This is a genomic window from Streptomyces sp. NPDC020801 (assembly GCF_044334385.1).
Taxonomy (GTDB): domain Bacteria; phylum Actinomycetota; class Actinomycetes; order Streptomycetales; family Streptomycetaceae; genus Streptomyces.
This window is the reverse complement of the sequence record NZ_JBIRST010000019.1, coordinates 163,126-182,907: the sequence shown is the minus strand read 5'-3', so window position 1 is coordinate 182,907 and position 19,782 is coordinate 163,126. Positions and strand designations below refer to the sequence as shown.

Here is a 19,782-nt window from a genome sequence, read left to right as displayed (position 1 = left end):
CACATAGTCCGGCCGAATCCCCCACGATTCCAGCAACCGGAACAACGCCACCTCGATCGCGAACAACGCCGGCTGCGCACACCCGGTCTCATGCAACCCCTCCGCACCGACATCGACCGGCGCGTCCAACACCGCACACACCTCGTCGAAGGCTTCGGCGAACACCGGGAACGCCGCATACAACTCCCGGCCCATCCCCTGACGCTGCGAACCCTGACCCGAGAACAGGAAACCCACCTTGCCCCCGGAACGTGCCACCCCCTGGACCACGCAAGCCGACGAAGAGCCGGACGCCAAGGCCCCTACGGCCTCAGTGAGTTCCTCCAGGGTCTCCCCCACCGCCACCGCCCGGTGCTCCAGCACCGACCGTGTCGTGGCAAGCGAGAAGCCGATGTCCGCCGGTCGTGCCTCGGCATCCACGGAGGACAACAGGCGCTCCGCCTGCCCGCGCAGCGCCGCCTCGCTCCTCGCCGACAGCACCCACGCCATCGGCCCCGCGAGCGCGTCGCGGGCGGGCTCCTGGCTCACCGGGACGTGCTCGACGATCACGTGGGCGTTCGTACCGCTGATGCCGAAGGAGGAGATCCCGGCCCGGCGCGGGTGCTCCGACTCCGGCCAGTCGACCGCCCCGGTGAGCAGCCGCACGCCGCTCTCCGACCAGTCCACGTGCGGCGTCGGCTCGTCCACGTGCAGCGTCTGCGGCAGCACACCGTGCCGCATCGCCATCACCGTCTTGATCACTCCGGCGACACCGGCGGCGGCCTGGGTGTGGCCGATGTTGGACTTCACCGACCCGAGCCACAAGGGCCGCTCGGCGTCCCGTCCCTGGCCATAGGCGGCGATCAAAGCTTCCGCTTCGATCGGGTCGCCCAGCTTGGTTCCCGTACCGTGCGCCTCCACCGCGTCCACGTCGACGGCCGACAGCCCGGCGGACGCCAGCGCCTGCCGGATCACCCGCTGCTGCGAAGGCCCGTTCGGCGCCGTCAGACCGTTCGACGCACCGTCCTGATTGACGGCGGATCCCCGTACGACCGCCAGCACCTGGTGCCCGTGGCGCCGAGCGTCGCCCAGCCGCTCGACCAGCAGCATGCCGACGCCCTCGGCCCACCCCGTACCGTCAGCGCCCGCGGCGAACGCCTTGCAACGCCCGTCCGCCGACAGCCCGCGCTGCCGGCTGAACTCCACGAACATGCCGGGTGTGGACATCACGGTCACGCCGCCGGCCAGCGCCAAAGAGCACTCGCCGCTGCGCAGCGACTGGATCGCCAGGTGCAGAGCCACGAGCGAGGACGAGCACGCCGTGTCGACCGTGACCGCGGGCCCCTCAAGGCCGAAGGAGTAGGCCACCCGGCCCGAGGCGACGCTGGTCGTCGTGCCTGTCAGAAGGTAGCCCTCGACGCCCTCCACGGGCTCGTGGAGCCGGGGGCCGTAGTCCTGCGCTGTCGCGCCGATGAACACTCCGGTCCGGCTGCCGCGCAGTGAGGCCGGGTCGATGCCGGCGCGTTCGAAGGCCTCCCACGCGGTCTCCAGGACCAGGCGCTGCTGCGGGTCGATCGCGGCGGCCTCGCGGGGGCTGATGCCGAAGAAGCCCGCGTCGAAGTCGGCTGCCTCGTGGAGGAATCCTCCCTGTCGTGTCGAGGACTTGCCGGGCGTGCCGGGCTCCGGGCCGTATAAGGATTCCACGTCCCAGCCACGGTTCGCGGGGAAGCCTGATATGGCGTCCCCGCCGCTCTCCACCAGCCGCCACAGGTCTTCCGGTGAGCACACCCCGCCCGGGAGGCGGCAGCTCATCGCGACGATCGCGATCGGCTCGTCGGGGTCGGACACGGTTTCGGGAACGGCGACCGCCGCGGCCTTGCCCAGGGCTTGCGTGCTCAGGTGGCGGGCGAGCGCGAGGGGGGTCGGGTGGTCGAAGAGCAGCCCGCTGGGCAGGCGCAGTCCGGTCGCCTGCGTGAGCTGGTTGCGCAGTTCGACGGAGCTGAGGGAGTCGAAGCCGAGGTCGTGGAAGGTCCACTCGGTTTCGACCTCGGCGGCCGCGGCGTGTCCGAGCACGGCCGCAACGTTCGTACGGACCAGGTCGAGCACCGCCGCGTCGCGTTCGCGCTCGGGCAGGGCGGCCAGCCTCTGTGCCAGGGCGCCGACGGGCGCCACGACGGTGTCGGCGTCGGCGTCGGCGTCGGCGTCGGTTGCCGCGACCGGCTGCGGGACGGCCGGCGGTTCGGCGGTGACGGCGGGGGCCGTGGTCTCGTCCAGCCAGTGCCGCCGTCGCTCGAACGCGTAGGTGGGCAGGGGTACTCGGCGTGCGCCGCGTCCCTCGAACAGGGCGTGCCAGTCCGGCTCCAGGCCGTGGACGTGCAGTGCCGCGACCGCCGCCAGCAGGGCCTGCGGCTCGGGGCGGCGGGCGCGCAGGGCGGGGACGAACAGGGCTTCGCCGGGCGCGCAGGCGTGGGCCAGGGAGGTCAGCACGCCACCGGGGCCGAGCTCCAGGTACGTGCGGACGCCCAGCTCGTCGAGGCGGGCGACGCCGTCGGCGAACCGGACCGCGTCGCGGACGTGGCGGACCCAGTACTCGGATGTGCGGCCCTCGTACTCGCCGGTCAGACGGCCCGTCACATTGGAGACGATTGGAATGCGCGGGTGGTGGAACGTGAGACGCTCGACGACGCTGCGGAATTCCGCCAGCATTGGTTCCATGTGCGGGGAGTGGAAGGCGTGGCTGACCCGAAGTCGGCTGGTCTTGCCACCCTGGGCGGCGCATGCCTCGGCGATCTCGGTGACGTGGTCCTCGTCGCCGGAGACGACGACGGAGTCCGGGCCGTTCAGCGCGGCGATGCTCACGCGGTCCCCGCGGTCGCCGATGAGCGCGCGCACCTCGTCCTCGGTGCCCTGCACGGCGATCATGGCTCCGACTGCGGGCAGCGCCTGCATCAACCGGCCGCGTGCGGCGACCAGTTCGCAGGCGTCGGCGAGGGAGAGGACTCCGGCCGTGTGTGCGGCGGCCACTTCACCGATGGAGTGGCCCATCAGCACGTCGGGGGTGATGCCCCAGCTCTCCAGCAGCCGGAACAGCGCGACCTCGACGGCGAACAGCGAGGTCTGCGTGTAGAGCGTCCGGTCGAGTTCCGCCGCTTCCTCGGAGCCCTCGGGAGCGAACATGACCTCGCGCAGCGGCCGGGGCAACAAGGGGTCGAGGACGGCGCACACCTCGTCCAGCGCAGCGGCGAACACCGGGAAGGCCCGGACCAGTTCACGGCCCATTCCGGCGCGCTGGCTGCCCTGGCCGGAGAAGAGGAAGGCGACCTTTTCGCGCGGGCCGACGCGGCCGGTGGTCAGCGCGGCGTCGATGCCGCCGGCGGTGAGCTCGCGCAGCGCACGCAGGAAGTCCGCGCGGTCCCCGCCCACGACGACGGCCCGGTGCTCGAAGGCGGTACGTCCGGTGGCCAGGGACCGGCCGACGTCGGACGGCTCAAGGTCGGGGTGCTTCTCGGCGACGTGCGAGAGGAGAGCGGCCGCCTGGGCGCGGAGCCCGGAGGCGGTCTTGGCGGACAGCGGCCACAGGGTCGGTGCCGTGGACGGCCGTGGTACGGGCTCGGTCTTCGTGGCCCGGTGTTCCGCCAGCACGATGTGGCAGTTGGTGCCGCCCATGCCGAAGGAGCTGACACCGGCGAGCAGCGGGCGGCCGTCCTGGCTGTCCCAGGTGCTGTGCTCCATCTGCACCTGGAGGTTGAGCCGGTCCAGCGGAATCGCGGGGTTCGGAGTCTCGAAGTTGAGGCTGGCGGGCAGTTCGCGGTGGCTGAGCGACAGGGCGGCCTTGAGCAGGCCCGTGATGCCGGCGGCGCCCTCCAGGTGGCCGACGTTGGTCTTGGCCGAGCCGACCCGCAGGGGCCGGACGGGATCGCGTCCCGCGCCGAGCACCGCACCGAGCGCGGCCGCCTCGACGGGGTCACCGACCTTGGTGCCGGTTCCGTGCAGCTCCACGTAGCCGACCTGGGCGGGGTCGACCCCGGCCTGTTCGTAGGCGAGCCGGAGCACCTGTTCCTGCCCGGACTGCAGCGGCACGGTCAGCCCGTTGCCGCCGCCGTCGTTGTTGACCGCGCTGCCGCGAATCACGCAGTAGACCGGGTCTCCGTCCGCGATGGCCCGGGCCAGCGGCTTGAGGACGACGATGCCGCCGCCCTCACCGCGGACGTAGCCGTTCGCGCGGGCGTCGAAGGCGAAGCAGCGGCCGTCCGGGGACAGACCGCCGAAATTGGCGGCGCCCAGGGTGCTCTCGGGGACGATGTTGAGGTTCACGCCACCCGCGAGGGCCGTGGTCGACTCGCCCTCGCGGAGGCTCTCGCAGGCCAGGTGGACCGAGACCAGGGAGGAGGACTGGCCGGAGTCCACGGTGAGGCTGGGGCCGTTCAGACCGAGGAAGTACGAGACCCGGTTGGCGATCAGGCTGCGGTGCAGGCCGGTGACGGTGTGTGGGGAGACGGCCGTGAGTCCGGAGCGGTGGTGCAGGGTCGCGTAGTCGTCCCAGATGGCGCCGACGAAGACTCCGGTCCGGGTGGAGCGCAGCGTCTCGGCGCGCACGTGCGCGTCCTCCAGCGCTTCCCAGGCAAGCTCCAGCACGAGCCGCTGCTGCGGGTCCGTGGCCGCGGCCTCCTTGGGGGAGAGCCCGAAGAACCCGGCGTCGAAGTGGCCGATGTGGTCCAGGAATCCGCCCCGGCGGATGTCGGTCCTGCCCGGCGTGGACGGGTCGGAGTCGGCCACGGCGGCCGCGTCCCAGCGGTCCGGGGGGACGTCGCTGATCGCCTCCGTGCCCTCGCTGAGCAACCTCCAGAAGGCGGCCGGATCGGCGGCCCCCGGCAGCCGGCAGGCCAGGCCGATGACGGCTATGTCATCGGCCGAATCCGCCGAAGCCGAACCGGCCCGATTCCCTGTTTTGTTGAGCCCGGACTCGACCATATTGCGCTCCACCCACCCACACAGAGAACGAAAAGGCACCGTACACATGGCGGTGTGACCCTAGTTTCGGCCCAGGGGCCGGGCTTCCGGAGTCGTACCGGATCAGGTCTAGGGGAATCCCAAACGGACGGCGCATGCATGTCGTCGCGTGGGCATCCGCAGCCGGTGGGCCTCACTGGGAGGAACCCTGGGGGCCGTTGTGGGAAGGCTTTGGCGTGGGCTCTTACACCGTGTCCTACATGGTCGGTTTGAGGAGGCGTTTGTAGCGGCAGGGGGCTCTGCGAGGCCGAGAAGGGCCAGGTGGTTTCCTGGATGGCGCTCGTATCGGGATGGCAGCGGCGGGAGGCGGTGAGCCAGGACGGGGTGCGCTCGATGAGCCATCTGCGGCCGGCCCAGTCGTTCGCCGGGGTCGATGCCGTTGCAGGCCTGACCAGAGCAGCCGGCTTCGGCGCACCGCGTGACGGTGCTCACGAGAGCAATCACCGGAAGGAGCCCGGGGGCCGGCCGTGCGCCGGTCGGCAACTACTTGGTGTGCAGCATGAGGGCGTAACGGGTGTTGTCCCCGTAGACGCCGCTCTCGTCCCCGCGGATTCCGTACCGATTCTGGAATCGGGCCACGGCCTGGCGGACGTCCATGTCGTAACGGCCGTTGATGGCGCCGCCGTCGTAGATGTGCGGGATCTGCAGCAGACGTACCTGCAACTCGTACACCCCATGGCCGCTGTCGCCCTCGCGCAACAGCCCGGTGCCCGGTATCTGCGGGAGCGAGGTGCTGTCGGGAAGGGGGTGGTCCGGTTGTTCCACGGATGCGGACGGCTGTGCCGGTGTGGTGCGTTCGTCGGTGAACAGGGAAGAGGCGAGGAGCAGTCCGCTCACGGCGCCCAGTCCGAAGATGCCGGCGGCACGGGTGTGCCGCCGTTCGGCGAAGCGCCGGTGTCCGCGGCTTTCCTTCTGGGCGGGCGTGAGGGGTTGCCCGGGCAGCGGCGACGAGGTGGGCGGGGGCTCGGGCGGCGTCCAGCACTGCGCCGCGGCGGGGCGGGAGGTGGCCGCCGGTGGGTCAGTACGGCGGCGCGCATCGGCCTGCGCAGGAGCGGGGAGCGGCAGGATTGCCGTTGGCTCGTGGTGCGGTGGGACTGTGCGGCCCCCGGTGGGCGGCTCTGCCACCACGGGTGGCGGCTCCACGGCCGGTCGCAGGCCGCGCGCCCACAGCGGACTCACCACGGCATCCTGCGAAGTCCGGTGCGTGGGAGCGGTGGAGTCGTCGTACTCGGCCGTTGCGCCGTAGTGGCGCTGCTCCTCCATGGCGTGAAGGTCGGCGCGTGCAGCGTCCAGGGCGTCCAGAATCGACTGAAAGGAATCCCTGATCTCCTGCGCCGGGTCATCCGGGGAAGTCAGGGCTCGCCAGGGGTCGGCGTCGTTGAATCCCATCGGCAGTCCTCCTTGGCCGGGCATCCATGAGACACCAGTCGGACACCCGTCTTGCCCATCGATACGCACCCGGCGCGGTGTTGCCTCAATCTCCCACAGAAAACAGCCAGATGGTCCCGGTATGATTGCGTTTGCGCAACACCCCTACCCGCTCCCGGCCGCATGCCCGATTCGCCGCAGCGGCCCGGGTACGGCCAGGACGACCGAAGCCCAGGCAGCGGCTCCGCCGGGCGGAGCCGACAGGAGGGTGAGGACTCCGCACACCGCCGGGCAGGCACGATGACAGAGGTCTGCAGATCGACCGAGAGCTGGACTGCGCCCTGGAGTTGGAAACGGAACAGCTCGTCAACGAGCTCTTGAACGGCCCGCCCTCCAGGCCGGCGACCGGCCGTCCTCGGCGCTGCACGGTCCTTCGAGCACTACTACGGGCGTGGCTCGCCCGCACTCCGCCGCCCACACCTCCGCAGAGGCTCAGGGGCCGTCGGGCCGCACTTCGTGCCGGCCCGTGCAAAGCGACCGCGCCCGGTGTCCGCCGGGCGGTCGACGATGGCCGCTGAGCCCACCCGCGGCACCGTCTTCCCCATATTTCCTATCGATTTACTAGGGTAGCATTGACGGGCCGCCCTGGGGGTGCGCAGGATGATGCACATGTCCCGCACGCAGCAACGACTCGTTCGTCGTCGGCATGTCGACTTTGGTCACGTCGTCAGCGCCGCCTGCTGTCGCGCGTAGGGCACGCGGCTCACACGGTGCGCGTGCCAACTCCGCTCCTTCTTCTCTCATCCCGGGTGGATCGGGCGAACCCACTACTGCGCCTGACGGCCTGACGCACTCCTGAAGGACGACCGCCATGACCACGGCACTTCCGGCCCAAGCCACTTCATCGGATTCACCAGCTCCCGACATGCGCCATCTCCGCCTCGTGGGCGACACCACGGCGGGCGGCACTGGGACACACGGTTGCGCACCCCTCGTCGGCTACCTTGTGCTCGTCCCCGAGGGCACAGATCCCGCCCAGCTCTTCGCCGGCGACGTGCCACGGCCGGAGATCCGACCGGTCGCCCACGAGGAGTGGCCTCCCGCGCAGCAGCCGGGAGGCGATGCCATCCGCGTCGATCACGCGCGACGTGTGGCAGAACTGGACGGACGCGAACTCCCCGCCGGTGTCGACGGCATCCTCAGCCACGTCATCGAGGGCGACGACGCCTCGCACTACACGCCGACCGCGGCCTGAGCACCTCGGCCGCCGGGCAGGGCGACACCCGCCCCTGCCCGGCGGCCCACCTGCAACGGACGCCGGCCGAGGCCGTACGGGATAATGCGCGCATGCGGATCTCAGCCAGGGCGGACTACGCGGTACGTGCCGCGCTGCAGCTCGCCGCGTCACGGGATGACGGGCCACTGAAGGCCGAGGCCATCGCCGGCGCCCAGGGCATCCCACACAAGTTCCTCGAAAGCATCCTGAACGACATGCGCCGGGCCGGTCTCGTCGTAAGCCAGCGCGGCGGCAACGGCGGCTACCGGCTGGCCAGGCCCGCCGAGTCCATCAGCATCGCCGACGTCATACGCACTGTGGACGGACCGCTGGTCTCGGTGCGCGGGGTCCGTCCCCCGGAGCTGTCGTACACCGGCCCCGCCGAGTCGCTGCTCCCCCTGTGGATCGCACTGCGGTGCAACGTGCGGGAGATCCTCGAGGGCGTTTCGCTCGCCGATGTCGCATCGTCTCAACTGCCTCCTGAAATCACGGCGTTGACCAATGTCCCGGGCGCCTGGGTAAACCCCTGACAGGCCGGCCCATTCCCTCTCGATCACATGAAGCGAGATAGCGACGCCCACCGTGCGAACACCCCTTGGGGTCGACGCCACCTTCCGCCACTGATCCCTTTCAGCCAGGTAGGAAAACCAGGGATCCGTGGCGGTGGCCATGAGAACGCTCGACCTCGCAGGCCGGATGCCGCCCCTTCTGACCGCGCGTCGTCACATTGACCTCGGCCGTACGTCCAGTACCGTCTGTCGGCCCCTCTGACGCCACAGAACCTGACCTTCTCCAGGAACAGCACTGCGTCCTTGCCCGGTCCGCACCGTCAGCGGATCGGCACCCCCGGCTGACCACGCCTCCTGCGTTCCACTTCTCAGCCCGCGACAGCATTCCTGCCGCCGACGGCCGAGGAGTTGGAGTGCCGGTGCGCGCCGGCAGGCAATCGCCTCGCATTTCCGTACCTCCCTGATCGCCCATCCCCTGAGAGGACACCTCCGTGTCTGCAGCGAGACGGTGCAGCGAGACCGCTCGCCAAGGGCGATGTGTCGGTGGTCCGTACCGACAACAAGATCACCCCTGACGCCTGCAAGTCCGGTTCCATCGACGGCGCGTGGGCGCCCGAGCCGACCGCCTCCAAGCTGGTCGCCGAGGGCGGCAAGGTGCTGCTGGACGAGTCGTCGCTGTGGCCGGGCAAGAAGTTCGTGATCACGAACATCATCGTGTCGCAGAAGTTCCTCAAGGAGCACCCCGATGTCGTCGAGGCCGTGCTGCGCGGCTCGGTGAAGACCAATGAGTGGATCAACGCCGACCCGGAGAAGGCGAGGGCGGCTGCCAACGCGGCGCTGGAGAAGCTGTCGGGCGAGGCGTTGCCTGCTGACGTCATCGACCCGGCCTAGCGATCTGGAAGTAGGCACCCCACATTCTCCCGCAGATGCCGCCGGATCGCGGTCATGGGCCGGCGCCCAGCCATCCTCCACTTGAGCCGGATACAGGTCCGTCGCCCACTACCGGGGCTCCGCTGTGTAACTGGCCCCTTTCACTCGGCAGAGTCACCTTCGAGCCCCTGAGTTCGCGCTACGGAGCCTTCAGATTTCCTGAACCCACGGAAGATCGACCTCACAGCGCTCAACAAGGTTCTCGGGGCCGAGGGCAAGAACGAGGTCAGCGACGCCGGCCTCGGCGCCGGGTGACGACAACCGCACCCGACGAGTTCCCAGGAGTGACGACGATGGCCGCCACGATCGTCAAGATTGCCGTGCGATGCCTGGCTCCGGGGCTCGCTGCCCGGCTACCTCTGGACCATCGTCTCGCGCGGTCTGCTCGGCTTCCGGATGGCGCTCGCCACCGGTACGCCGCTGGGCCTGCTGGCCGCCCGGGTGAGGTTCGTGCGGGAGGCTATCGGCCCCATCCTGTCGGGTCTGCAGTGACTGCCGTCGGCCCTGGGTGCCGCCGGCGATGATCCGGCTGGGCCTGAACGGCTCGATGATGTGTGCCGTGATGCTGCTCGGCGCGGGCCGTCCATCGCCAACGGCCTCGTCGCGGGCGTCGACCGGATCCCCCCGCTGTTCCTGCGGACCGGGTGCACGCTGGGTGCGGACGGGCTGCGCGGGGCCCGGCACATCGTGATGCCGGGGGCGCTCCCGGGCTGTCCGGCGGGGCTGAAGCAGGGCTGGGCGTTCTCCTGGCGGTCGCTGATGGCCGCCGAGATCATCGCCTCCTCGCCCGATCTGGGCGTCGGTCTTGGCCAGTTGCTGGAGAACGGGCGGCGCAACTCCGGTATGTCGCAGGTCTTGCTGGCCGTCTTCTTGATCCTGCTCGTCGGTATCGCCATCGGCCTGCCGATCTTCAGCAGCTGCAGCGGCGGTCGTGGCGGTTGTACGTGCGGCTGTTGTCCGATCCGACTGCTGGGGGTGCGGTGGCCGAGCCTGTCCGTGTGCGCGGACCGACCGATCAGGAAGGGCAGAAGTTCACTACCAACGTGGCTAACCCATACGGTCACAGCACTCGCTCGTCAGCCCGCCACTTGCTGAAGGCCGTCGAGGATGAGATCCAGTCCGAATTCGAACTCGTCGCCGTAGGCGTAACCGGGGCGCATGACGTGAGCCGTCGCGATCTCGGTCAGGTACGGATACTCGCCGTCGCCGAAACCGCTCATGATGGATTCGGCCAGTTCGGCGGTCTCCTTCGGAGTGTCGAAGGGCAGGGTCTTCTCCTGCAGGGCGAACCCGTAGACGTAGCTGTCCAGAACCGAGACGGCGTGGGCAGTGAGAGTGAGGGAGAACCCGCCCTGCCGGAGGCAGCCGAGAACGGCGTCGTGGTGACGCAGAGTGGCCGGGCCCGGCGTGGAGCGTGACTCCATCAGCCCGATTGCCCAGCGGTGCCGGGACAGCACGAGGCGCATGGAGATCGTCCGCTGCCGCATCGCCTGTCGCCAGTCGTCACCCGGTGTGGGCAGTTCGACCTCGCCGAAGACGAGGTCGACCATGCCGTCGAGCAGGTCCTCCTTGTTGGCCACGTGGTTGTACAGGGACATTGCCTCGACTCCGACGGCCTCGCCGAGCTTGCGCATGCTGAGTGTCTCCAGGCCGCCGGCGTCGGCCAGTTCGACGGCGGCATGCAGCACCCGCTGCCGGGTGAGCGTCTCGCGGGCCGGCTGCGGGGTGGTACGTCGGGTCACGGTGGACGGTCACTTCCTCTCGTGGTCTCCCAGCGTTGACGAGCTTACGCCGTAAGTGCTGTACTTACGGCGTAAGTCTTTCCACTTACGCCGTAAGTCGCGGGAGACGGAACCAGGAGCAGTGACGATGCGAGACATGAGCGAGCCGATCGCACCCACCGGTGGGACCAGGACGATGGCGGCCGTCGTGCAGGAGCACTACGGTGCCGAGCCGGAAGCCGTGCTGCGCACGGCGCGGCTCGCCCGGCCCAGCATCGGGCCGGGCGAGGTACTCGTGCGGGTGCGCGCCTCCAGCGTGGACCGGGGTACCTGGCACATGATGGCCGGCCTGCCGTACGCGATCCGGCCCGTGAGCGGGCTGCGCAGGCCGAAGCTACCCAACCCCGGCCGCAACATCGCCGGTGTCGTCGAGGCGGTCGGCTCCGAAGTGACCGGGTTCGCGCCCGGCGATGAGGTCTACGGCACGGGCACCGCTGCGTTCGCCGAATACGCCGCCGCCCGTCCCGACAGGATCGCTCCCAAACCGACCGGCCTCACCTTCGAGGAGGCGGCGACGGTACCCGTCAGCGCGCTCACGGCGCTCCAGGCGGTTCGCGACCAGGGCAAGGTCCAGGAAGGCCGGCAGGTCCTGATCACGGGAGCCGCCGGCGGCGTGGGCACCTTCGCCGTCCAACTCGCCCACGCCTTCGGTGCCCGGGTCACGGCCGTCGCGAGCACCCCCAAGCTCGACGCCGTACGGGCGCTGGGCGCCGATCACGTGATCGACTACACGCGCGAGGACTTCCTTGCCGGCCCGCGACGCTACGACGCCATCATCGACATCGCGGGCAACCGCGGTCTGCGGGACCTGCGCCGCGCCCTCACGCCCCGCGGCAGACTGGTCATCACCGGCGGTGAGACGAACGGCCCCTGGCTCGGCGGCACCGACCGGCAGCTCCGCGCGCAGATACTGTCCCCGTTCACCGGCCAGCACCTGGGCACCTTCATTTCCTCCGAGCACGCCGATGGGCTGCGCGACCTGACCGCTCTCATCGACACGGGCGCGCTCACCCCTGTCGTGGACCGCGTCTACCCGCTCGCCGAGACCGCCGCAGCCGTCCGACACCTTCTCGGCGGCCACGTCACGGGCAAGCTTGTGCTCGCCCTGCCCGCGGACTGACGCCTTACGCCGACGCCGGCAACATGCCATCCCCCAGCAGCTCCTGGATCGCCCGTCTGGCGACGACTGCCCCACATACCCGACAGCGGCAAGGCGACCGGAACCGGCGGCTGAGCACAGCGCGGGCAAAAGCCGGGAATGGGCTGGGACCTGCTGGAGTACCGCCACTCCTTTGCGGTGGGCCGATCAAGAGCGGCTCAGGCATGCCCGTACGACAGCCACGCGAAACCAGGTCCGGGCACACGTCACGCGAGCTGACGGCCTTCCCGGGGCCGTCGGGGCGGCGATGGGTGACGAACACCGACCCTCGCGTGCGGCCCTTGAGGTCGGGGAGCCCCGAGCGATGTGCGGATAGACACCGCCGAGCTGTCCGGCGAGCCGGTGCGCTCCGCTCCGCAAGGGGTCGGGACCAGGACGTCGGCCTGCGCCACGGCGGTCAGGCTGGTCTTCAGGACCGATCCTCGTGGACGTCACGGGCCTTGCGGGCCGCACACCGGTTCCAGCGGCGCTGTTCCTCAAGCTTCATCAGCTTCTTGGCGATGAACCGGTTCTGGACGCGCACGTCGACGGCGTGCACGGTGCGGACGTAGCCGGTCTGCCGCTTGCAGCGGGCGTCGGCAGTCGCGGTCTTCCTCTCCAGGGCGGACGGCTCGGCGGGGTCCGGTTGCGGCCCGGTCAGCCCGTCCTCCAGCTCCTGGCGCTCGCGGTCGCGGCCGTCCTCGGCGTCCTTTGGGGTGGCGTAGTGGTAGCCGGCTGTCCGCATGCAGGCCGACCACACCTTGTCCGCCTTGTTCCAGGCGGGATCCCGCATGCCCTGCTTCAGGCTCTTGGACTCCAGGTCCAGGACCGGATCCTTCCGGTCCCGGGGGTTCGTCCCGTAGATCGTGCGGTCCGCCTCGCCGAGACAGCCGCGTTCCGGTATCCGGTGGCCGTGGACGGTCTTCGGATCGTTGCCGACGAACTGGCCGGTGAGCGCGAGGTACTGGCACTGGCCGCTGGAAGAGGTCATCCGGCTGAGCGGCGTCGGCGAGGCTCTTGGCGGCGCGGTGGGCCCGCATCAGCGCCCTGCGCGCAGCCGCCTCCGACCCCGCGCTGGACGCGCGTTCTTCACACCTGCCGGTGGCCTTCCCGGTGACCGTCCACGTGGAGCTGGCGGTGAGCGGGTATCCGCACGGCAAGCCCAAGTGGCGGCCCCTGCCCAGGGCGCTGCGCGCAGGGGCCGCCCACGCCCTGCGCTCCTGTCACAGCGCAGGGCACTACGACGCTAAGGCCCCGACGCACGAACACGCCCGCCTGGCGCGGCGGCTGGGTGAAACGGTTGCTCAGAGCGTGTGCAGTCCGGTTGGGAGGGCCCCACCCCGAGCCCGGCCACAGCAGGTCAGCGGTTGCGCAGCGCTGGTGGAATGCACTGCCGCTGCGGCTGCGCAACCGGCGCCCGGGGGCGGAGCGGAAACTGCGCAGCCTTCGCCCGCGCCCGCGCGTCGCAGCCCGACTGCGCGCCGCCCAGCACCCTCGTCCTCATCAACCGGGCCGGGGGTGCGATCGGAGAGCATCGAAAGCGCGGCCACTCGGGTGAATGCCGCCCCGTGCGAGAACTCCTGCCCCCACCAGGGCGTCGTGCCGTTCATGGAAGCGATCAACCAGGTGCACGTGTCCGAGCCGGGACTGGTCGTGGTCGATGTCGCGGCCGCCGACGACCAGACCGCCTTCGCGTTCCAGGCCACACTGGCCGCGCTGTGGGCGACCATCTCGGTGGAGCGCACGGCCCGGGGCCCCGGGCAGCTCGGCGTGCGGCTGCGCTGCCACCTGGACATGCGCCGGCGCCCCGGCCTCTGAACAGGCCCGGTTCGCCCCACCGGGCGGCGTGACGGTGGTGGCGGCGTTCGGACACTGGTCCGGCTGCTCCCCAAGGCGGTGCTCGACGGTGTCCACGCTCAAGCCACCGGGTCCTGCCGGCCACCCAATCGATCAGGAACGCGCCGTCGACCAGGACCGCGCCCAAGGCAGGCTGAGGAAGTGCTGTTCTTCGTCATGTGTTCCACCTGGTCGCGTTGGGCGTCCTGTACGACTCCCCCACGCCCTGCGCGGACCGCAGGCCCCTCGGGACGGACGGCCGCGCCCTCGGCCACGACCGACAGGATCTCGATCGCGGTGGGCCCGGCCGGGCAGTCCTGGTTCTGCTCCTTCAGAGACTGCGGGCGGTGATGTCGCCGTGGGAGGTGGTGGCGCGGATGTCGAGATCGGCGGTGCCATCGTTCTTGAGGGCGTTGCTGACGCGGCCGTGGTCGGTGCCGGCGTCCAGGGCGGCCGAGACGCCGGCGGCGGCGACGACCGAAATGTCGCCGGACTGGGTGTGGAGCACGACCGTGCCGCCCATGGCCTCGGCGATCCGGATGTCGCCCCTTGCGGTGCTGATCTCCGCGGGGCCGCCCAGACGGCCGACCTCGACGTCGCCGTCGATCGCGGTGAGGCGAACGCTCGCGGCCTCGTCGATCTTGATCTGGCGGTACGCACCGTCGACGGCGACGTCGCCGAGGCGTCCGACGGCGCGGAACTCGGCGCCGGCCGCCTTGGCCTCGATGCGGGAGCCGGCCGGCAGCTGGACGGTGACCTCCAGGGATCCGGACGGGCCGAAGAGCTGGTTGTTGGGGGCCAGGGCCGTGATTCGCAGGATGCCTCCGGCGTAGGCGACTTCTGTCTGCTCAGCGGTCTTGGTGTCGCGGCTCTTGGAGGGGTTGGCGGGCAGGACCTCGACGGTGGTGTCGGCGCGGTCCGCGGCGAGGAACTGGATCCGTCCGGCGGGGATGTCCAGGACGGCGGAGATCGGGGTGGGGGTGTCGAACTTCTGCATCATGCTCTCCCGTGCTCACTCGTTGTTTCCGACTTCGGAAACGCTACGTTGCTTTCCATTACACCGCAACACATCTGTTGCACAACGTAGATAACAGTGCAGGCAGGAGGGCAGAAAGTGTTGCAACTACCTTGAGAGGAACGCAACGACAATTGCTTTGATCATTGCAATGAATGAGAAGTGAACGCTATACTGGAGGGATCAGGGACCGCCACGAAGGATCACCAGGGAGATCGCGATGCCGGGAGGCAGGCTCACCCAGCAGGAACGCCAGCAGATCGCGCTGGGGCTGGCCGACAGCCTCGCCTACGCCGAGATCGCCCGACGCCTCGGCCGTCCGACCTCGACGGTCACGCGTGAGGTGATGCGCAACGGCGGCCCCACCGCCTACCGCGCCGACCTGGCCCACCGCGCCACCGAACGCCGCGCCCACCGGCGCGGGCCCGCCTCCCCCCGAGGGCCGGAACCGGTCCCCCAGCCGCATGGACGCGACGCCGAAGCCGTGGCCGAGTACGAGGAGACGTTCACCACCGTCCTCATGGCTTCCGGCCTGACCAAGATGCCGGCCCGGGTGCTGACCTGCCTGTTCACCACCGACGCGGGCAGCCTCACCGCGTCCCAACTCGCCCAGCGCCTCCAGGTCAGCCCGGCGTCCGTCTCCAAAGCGATCGCCTTCCTGGAAAGCCAGAGCCTTGTCCGCCGAGAACGCGACGAACGCCGCCGCGACCGCTACATCGTCGACGACGAACTCTTCTACCAGGCGACCATCGCCAGCGCCCGATCCAACGACCAGCTCGTCGAAACCGCACGCCAAGGCGTCGCCGTCCTCGGCCCCCACACGCCCGCCGCCACCCGCCTGGAGAACATCGCCCGCTTCCTCGACTTCATCAGCGAAAGCATCATCCGCGCCGCCGAACAGGCCCGCGAAGTCCTCCGCACCAAACCCCAAACAACCTCGAACGACACCGCCCAACCACGTCCGGAGCACGGATAGACAGCCGTCTGCAGGTACGGGCGCCGAGGACGGATCCCCGCAAGGAAACCGAGTTGGCGACGCTCGGACCCAGTGGCCGGCCTCAGACCGGCAGTCCTTGCTTGAGCTGACGGGTCGAACCAGTCATCCCGCGTACTGCAGTACGCGCGGGCGTGAGGGCCTTTCGCGCTCTTGTGTGCCCTCGCGGCACTACCCACCCGGGCAGGAGCATTGAACGCATCTCGCCGGTTCGCACGGTCAAGCGGCTCTGCGCGGCGGAGTGTTGTGTTCTGGGAGCCTGGAAGAGCAGGGAGGGGATGTTCCCATGGCCGTGGTGCTGTCGATGCGGTGGGCCGGGGTTACACCGGAACAGTACGACGCGGTACGCGAGCTGGTGCAGTGGGAGGAGCACTGGGCGGATGGCGGCGTCCTTCACGTGGCGTGGTTCGAGGAGGATGCGCTGCGGGTTGTCGACGTGTGGGAGAGCCAGGAGGACTTCGAGTGCTTCGCGCGTGATCGGCTCGAGGCCGGCGTAGCGAAGGCGGGTATCGTGGGAGAGCCGGAAGTAACGTTCTGGCCGCTTCACCGGCGCATGGTGCCCCCAGGGGTGACCGGTGCGGCTTCCTAGCCGGCTGGTGCCGGCATCCGGGTAACGCGGTGAACGACATCGTCGGCACGAGGCGTCTGCCCGTGCCGACGGCCGGGCGGTGCGTTCGCCTCCCAGGTCGTCGAAGAAGCGCTTGAGGACGTCCTTGCCGTAGCCGTCGGCCATCCACACCACACGAGCTGCTGCGGGCGCTGCCGCGTGACCGCGTTGAACACGCCGAACCATGACCGCCCACCGCTGCGGCGGAACCATCCGGCTGCGTCTTCGAACCACCCCACCCAACCCAACGCCCCCTGCCCCTGCCCCTGCCCCTGTCCGTGTTCGGGTGACTAGGGGCTTCTTCAGCCGCAGCGGCAGCGGCAGCCCGCTTCGTCCGCGCTCCCTCGAGGAAGTACGCGTGCTTCTCCCTCACCTCGCCGCTCAAGTCTGGCACGCCGGTGCTTGCGCCCGTTGTAGTCGAGCTCGGGCGGCGCGGCCGGCTGCGGACCCCCGGTGCGTTGCGCGCCGTCGACCTCGCCGACGACGCGAAGACGCTCACCAACGGCCTCGTCCAGCTGGTCTCCGCGGCGGCGGTCGCTGGGACATTTGGGCATAGGGCCCGGTCCTTGCCGGAACTCGCCTCGGGCCCAGGTGCGTGGGCCCGACGTGGGCGGCCCTGGGAGGCGCCGCATCCGGCTCGCCTGACGTAATGGCCTCGCGCCCGCCGCTCCGGTGAACCTGCTGCACCGCGGGGCGGGGGGTCGGCACCGGGTGGACAGGGCGTCAGATCCACCCGTGCTGGGCGACCTTGAAGCCCGCCTCGAAGCGGCTGGAGGCCCCGAGTCGTTCCATCAGCGCGGACATCTGACGCCGGACCGTGCGAAGGGAGACACCCAACCGCTTGGCGGCGGCCTCGTCGGTGATACCGGTGGCCAGGAGGTTCAGCAGCCCGGTGTCGGAGGCCGTCAGCGCCGCGTCGCACGCGGGACGCGGGACGTCCAGCGGTGTGGCAGTGGCCCACGCGGCCTCGAAGACGGCGGCGAGCGTCCCGACGATGCCCCGTTCCCGCACGCACAGGGCTCCGACCACCGCGGCGGGGTCGATCGGGACCAGCGCCGTCTCCCAGTCGACCACGAGCATCCAGGGCGGCGACACCACCGCCGTGCGCATCTCGTCCTGCGGGCGGATCAGGCGCTGCACGTACCGCCGAACGGTGCGGTTGCGGCGGACGCTCTCCTGGACCAGCAGCCGGACCCCGACGCCGTCGGGCGGCAAGCGCCGCTCCAGAACCTCGGATGCCGTCAGTTCCATCTGCTCGCGGGACCGGCCGGGCAGCACGACGAGGCACTCCTCACGGGAGCCCTTGAGCAGCACCTCGAGCCGGTCGCGCACGGCATCGGCCCCAAGGAGGGTTTCGATGCTCGCGGACACGGTCCCTCGGTGGTACCGGCCGAATTCGGTGATGGCTTTCGCGGCGGCCAATCTGCTGACGGCCAACCGCAGTTGCTGCTCGGCGAGTGCCCGCTCCTGCCGGGCCACGATGGCCTCCAGACCCACCTGGGGACTCACCGGACGGAGCCGCTCGGGTGCATCGCAGGACGGCCGGAGCAGGTCGAGGTCGAGCAACCGGTCGAGTGCCTCCCTCACCTGGCTTTCCGGCAGTGCGAGTGTCTCCCCCAGCGCCTTCACTCCAGTGTCCGGATCCACGAGCAGTGCCTGGTAGACCTGCTCAGCAATCGCGTCCAGTCCTAACGCCTCAAGCACAGCTTCCCCCGGCTGTATCACCACTTGCCCCGTGTTCGGTCACTTGATCTTCACAGTGTCAAACAGGTGAACGCAAGGCATCTTTGCCTGTACTTGGTGCTGTTCATACCGAAGCAAGCCAGACCGCCGGCGACCGCAGGCTCTCGCCCCCGGGACGGGCCTCCGGATGAGACGCGATCAGGCTGTGCCGAGTACCTCCCACGTGCGGTAACGGGGCGAGCAGGCCAGCGAGCAGTTCCACATTTCCCGTACCGTGAACGCGGGGTCCGGTAGTCGCCCGTAGCCGTACGCGGGACTCGCCCGCACCAGCACCGATACGTTCACGTGAGCGGCTTCGACTCGCGTCCGCACGTGCTCCAGTCCCCACCAGGGCTGGGCGTGTGCCCACAGCACATCGCAGATCGCATGCGCGTCCGCCGCGGCGGGCGGTCCCGGGTCAGGACCACGTACGGCGAACCGCATCACGTACACGGCACTCGGCCGACACCCGTTCCAGGCGCAGGCGCAGGCGGGCGCACGGCACCGGCGCCTCGCCCACCGTGCGCCCTGCGCACCGCGTCCACCGATGCCTTCGGCATTCCGCCGCCTTTCTTTCACGCTGTCGGTTGATGACGCCCACGAATTCCGTGTGCGCCGCCACGGAATTCTGCCCAAGGCGCCGTTCCTGATGACCGGACCGGACGCGGCAGCAATGGGACTGGCACCAAGCTGCCACTTCCAACTCATTGGCATCTGCAGGCACATCCGTCAACGTTGCCAACTGTTGTCCGGCGCTACGCCAGGGACGAGAACTACCTGGCGCCCATTCCACCGCGCCGGTCCCGGACTTGGGGGTTTCGTGTTGCATCACCGAACAAAATTCGGTTCCGCGGCGTGCGTTCTCGCTCTGGCGCTCACCACCGCAGGGTTGGTGACGCCCGCGGCCATGGCTGCCACGCAGTCGGGCCACAAGGCCGGTGGCGCGACCGCGGTCGCCGGAAGCGGCCACCGCCACGACAAGGGCGGCGGCGGGCAGGGGCCCGTCAAGCCGGTGCCGAACTTCGACCGGCACGACTCCTTCTCGTCCGGTGTCGTGTCGCCCTCGATCACACGCAGCGAGGTCATCGAGCGGGCGAAGAGCTGGGTCGGAAAGGGGCTCGACTACAGCGGATCCGACTCGTACCAGGGCTACCGCACCGACTGCTCCGGGTACGTCTCCATGGCGTGGCATCTCAGTGATTCCGAGACGACCGACACCTTCATCCCCAACGGGGTGGCCGAATGGATCTCCAAGGACGACCTGAAGCCGGGTGACGTCCTCCTGAACGACGCCTCCGGACCGCATGGGCACGTCGTCCTGTTCGAGTCGTGGACGAGCTCCGCCCACGACGAGTACTCGGGATACGAGTTCACGCCGTCGGGTGTTCACCACCGCAACATCCCGTATCCCTACTCCCCGGGATACGGCACCTTCAAGCCGGCCCGGCTGAAGAACATCAAGGACGATGCCGTCACCCCCGAAATCGACCGCCGCGACGTGGCGACGCGTATTCACGGTGACTTCAACGGCGACGGTCACGACGATGTCGCCGCGTTCTACGGCTACCACGACGGCAGCACGGCCCTTTTCACCTTCAAGGGCGACGGAAGGGGCGG

13 protein-coding genes and 4 pseudogenes are annotated in these 19,782 nt (G+C 69.9%); 10 read left to right on the top strand and 7 right to left on the bottom strand.

Annotation, left to right across the window (positions count from 1 at the left end; genetic code table 11):
- Together ACH4UM_RS31870 and ACH4UM_RS31865 are read right to left on the bottom strand one after the other, a co-directional pair.
- Positions 1-4,950 (bottom strand): beta-ketoacyl synthase N-terminal-like domain-containing protein (locus ACH4UM_RS31870; protein ID WP_398186866.1); only part of this gene is annotated, 4,950 nt, incomplete at its 3' end.
- A gap of 522 nt (positions 4,951-5,472) precedes the next feature.
- A complete protein-coding gene (locus ACH4UM_RS31865) occupies positions 5,473-6,378 on the bottom strand; it encodes a peptidoglycan-binding protein (RefSeq protein ID WP_398186863.1) in 906 nt (301 codons plus the stop codon).
- Positions 6,379-7,282: 904 nt separating this feature from the next.
- On the opposite strand from ACH4UM_RS31865, the gene ACH4UM_RS31860 reads away from it, so the two are divergent.
- The 5 genes and pseudogenes from ACH4UM_RS31860 to ACH4UM_RS31840 all read left to right on the top strand — a co-directional run.
- The gene (locus ACH4UM_RS31860; protein ID WP_398186861.1) at positions 7,283-7,612 is read left to right on the top strand and encodes a hypothetical protein; all 330 of its coding nucleotides are present in this window, start codon (positions 7,283-7,285) and stop codon (positions 7,610-7,612) included.
- A 92-nt stretch (positions 7,613-7,704) separates the two neighbouring features.
- Positions 7,705-8,163, top strand: a complete 459-nt coding sequence (locus tag ACH4UM_RS31855; protein WP_398186858.1) for an RrF2 family transcriptional regulator — start codon at positions 7,705-7,707, stop codon at positions 8,161-8,163.
- 139 nt (positions 8,164-8,302) lie between these two features.
- Positions 8,303-8,404 carry a putative leader peptide gene (locus tag ACH4UM_RS31850; protein ID WP_398186902.1) on the top strand — a complete coding sequence of 34 codons (102 nt, stop codon included), beginning with the start codon at positions 8,303-8,305 and terminating at the stop codon, positions 8,402-8,404.
- Positions 8,405-8,670: 266 nt separating this feature from the next.
- A pseudogene (locus ACH4UM_RS31845) lies at positions 8,671-9,030 on the top strand (ABC transporter substrate-binding protein); the annotation flags it as partial.
- Between the two features lie 366 nt (positions 9,031-9,396).
- Positions 9,397-9,987: pseudogene (locus tag ACH4UM_RS31840) on the top strand (ABC transporter permease); the annotation flags it as partial.
- Between the two features lie 161 nt (positions 9,988-10,148).
- Here ACH4UM_RS31840 and ACH4UM_RS31835 read toward each other — a convergent pair.
- Positions 10,149-10,814, bottom strand: coding sequence for a TetR/AcrR family transcriptional regulator (locus tag ACH4UM_RS31835; protein WP_398186855.1), 666 nt, complete (start codon positions 10,812-10,814; stop codon positions 10,149-10,151).
- 136 nt (positions 10,815-10,950) lie between these two features.
- Between ACH4UM_RS31835 and ACH4UM_RS31830 the strand changes: the two genes are divergently transcribed.
- Positions 10,951-11,973, top strand: coding sequence for an NAD(P)-dependent alcohol dehydrogenase (locus ACH4UM_RS31830; protein WP_398186852.1), 1,023 nt, complete (start codon positions 10,951-10,953; stop codon positions 11,971-11,973).
- A gap of 200 nt (positions 11,974-12,173) precedes the next feature.
- Here the strand turns inward: ACH4UM_RS31830 and ACH4UM_RS31825 are convergent.
- A pseudogene (locus tag ACH4UM_RS31825) lies at positions 12,174-12,298 on the bottom strand (site-specific integrase); the annotation flags it as partial.
- Between the two features lie 123 nt (positions 12,299-12,421).
- Positions 12,422-12,982, bottom strand: coding sequence for a hypothetical protein (locus ACH4UM_RS31820; protein ID WP_398186849.1), 561 nt, complete (start codon positions 12,980-12,982; stop codon positions 12,422-12,424).
- Between the two features lie 617 nt (positions 12,983-13,599).
- On the opposite strand from ACH4UM_RS31820, the gene ACH4UM_RS31815 reads away from it, so the two are divergent.
- Complete coding sequence (locus ACH4UM_RS31815) at positions 13,600-13,809, top strand: DUF6207 family protein (RefSeq protein WP_398186846.1); 210 nt, start codon at positions 13,600-13,602, stop codon at positions 13,807-13,809.
- A gap of 349 nt (positions 13,810-14,158) precedes the next feature.
- Here the strand turns inward: ACH4UM_RS31815 and ACH4UM_RS31810 are convergent, their stop codons facing one another.
- Positions 14,159-14,824 carry a DUF4097 family beta strand repeat-containing protein gene (locus ACH4UM_RS31810; protein WP_398186899.1) on the bottom strand — a complete coding sequence of 222 codons (666 nt, stop codon included), beginning with the start codon at positions 14,822-14,824 and terminating at the stop codon, positions 14,159-14,161.
- A gap of 238 nt (positions 14,825-15,062) precedes the next feature.
- On the opposite strand from ACH4UM_RS31810, the gene ACH4UM_RS31805 reads away from it, so the two are divergent.
- A complete protein-coding gene (locus ACH4UM_RS31805; protein WP_398186843.1) occupies positions 15,063-15,818 on the top strand; it encodes a helix-turn-helix domain-containing protein in 756 nt (251 codons plus the stop codon).
- Positions 15,819-16,122: 304 nt separating this feature from the next.
- Positions 16,123-16,425 (top strand): hypothetical protein, encoded by a 303-nt coding sequence (locus ACH4UM_RS31800; RefSeq protein ID WP_398186840.1) that lies wholly within the window; start codon positions 16,123-16,125, stop codon positions 16,423-16,425.
- A 741-nt stretch (positions 16,426-17,166) separates the two neighbouring features.
- Here the strand turns inward: ACH4UM_RS31800 and ACH4UM_RS31795 are convergent.
- Positions 17,167-18,147 (bottom strand): helix-turn-helix transcriptional regulator, encoded by a 981-nt coding sequence (locus ACH4UM_RS31795; protein WP_398186838.1) that lies wholly within the window; start codon positions 18,145-18,147, stop codon positions 17,167-17,169.
- 925 nt (positions 18,148-19,072) lie between these two features.
- Here ACH4UM_RS31795 and ACH4UM_RS31790 point away from each other — a divergent pair.
- Positions 19,073-19,782 (top strand): annotated as a pseudogene (locus ACH4UM_RS31790) (VCBS repeat-containing protein); the annotation flags it as partial.

Bases quoted from the DNA above. Each gene is read 5' to 3' on its own strand.
- ACH4UM_RS31805 (WP_398186843.1), top strand. From the start codon at position 15,063: ATGCCGGGAGGCAGGCTCACCCAGCAGGAACGCCAGCAGATCGCGCTG.
- ACH4UM_RS31820 (WP_398186849.1), bottom strand. From the start codon at position 12,982: ATGACCTCTTCCAGCGGCCAGTGCCAGTACCTCGCGCTCACCGGCCAG.
- ACH4UM_RS31860 (WP_398186861.1), top strand. From the start codon at position 7,283: ATGCGCCATCTCCGCCTCGTGGGCGACACCACGGCGGGCGGCACTGGG.
- ACH4UM_RS31865 (WP_398186863.1), bottom strand. From the start codon at position 6,378: ATGGGATTCAACGACGCCGACCCCTGGCGAGCCCTGACTTCCCCGGAT.
- ACH4UM_RS31855 (WP_398186858.1), top strand. From the start codon at position 7,705: ATGCGGATCTCAGCCAGGGCGGACTACGCGGTACGTGCCGCGCTGCAG.
- ACH4UM_RS31800 (WP_398186840.1), top strand. From the start codon at position 16,123: ATGGCCGTGGTGCTGTCGATGCGGTGGGCCGGGGTTACACCGGAACAG.
- ACH4UM_RS31850 (WP_398186902.1), top strand. From the start codon at position 8,303: ATGAGAACGCTCGACCTCGCAGGCCGGATGCCGCCCCTTCTGACCGCG.
- ACH4UM_RS31815 (WP_398186846.1), top strand. From the start codon at position 13,600: ATGGAAGCGATCAACCAGGTGCACGTGTCCGAGCCGGGACTGGTCGTG.
- ACH4UM_RS31830 (WP_398186852.1), top strand. From the start codon at position 10,951: ATGAGCGAGCCGATCGCACCCACCGGTGGGACCAGGACGATGGCGGCC.
- ACH4UM_RS31810 (WP_398186899.1), bottom strand. From the start codon at position 14,824: ATGCAGAAGTTCGACACCCCCACCCCGATCTCCGCCGTCCTGGACATC.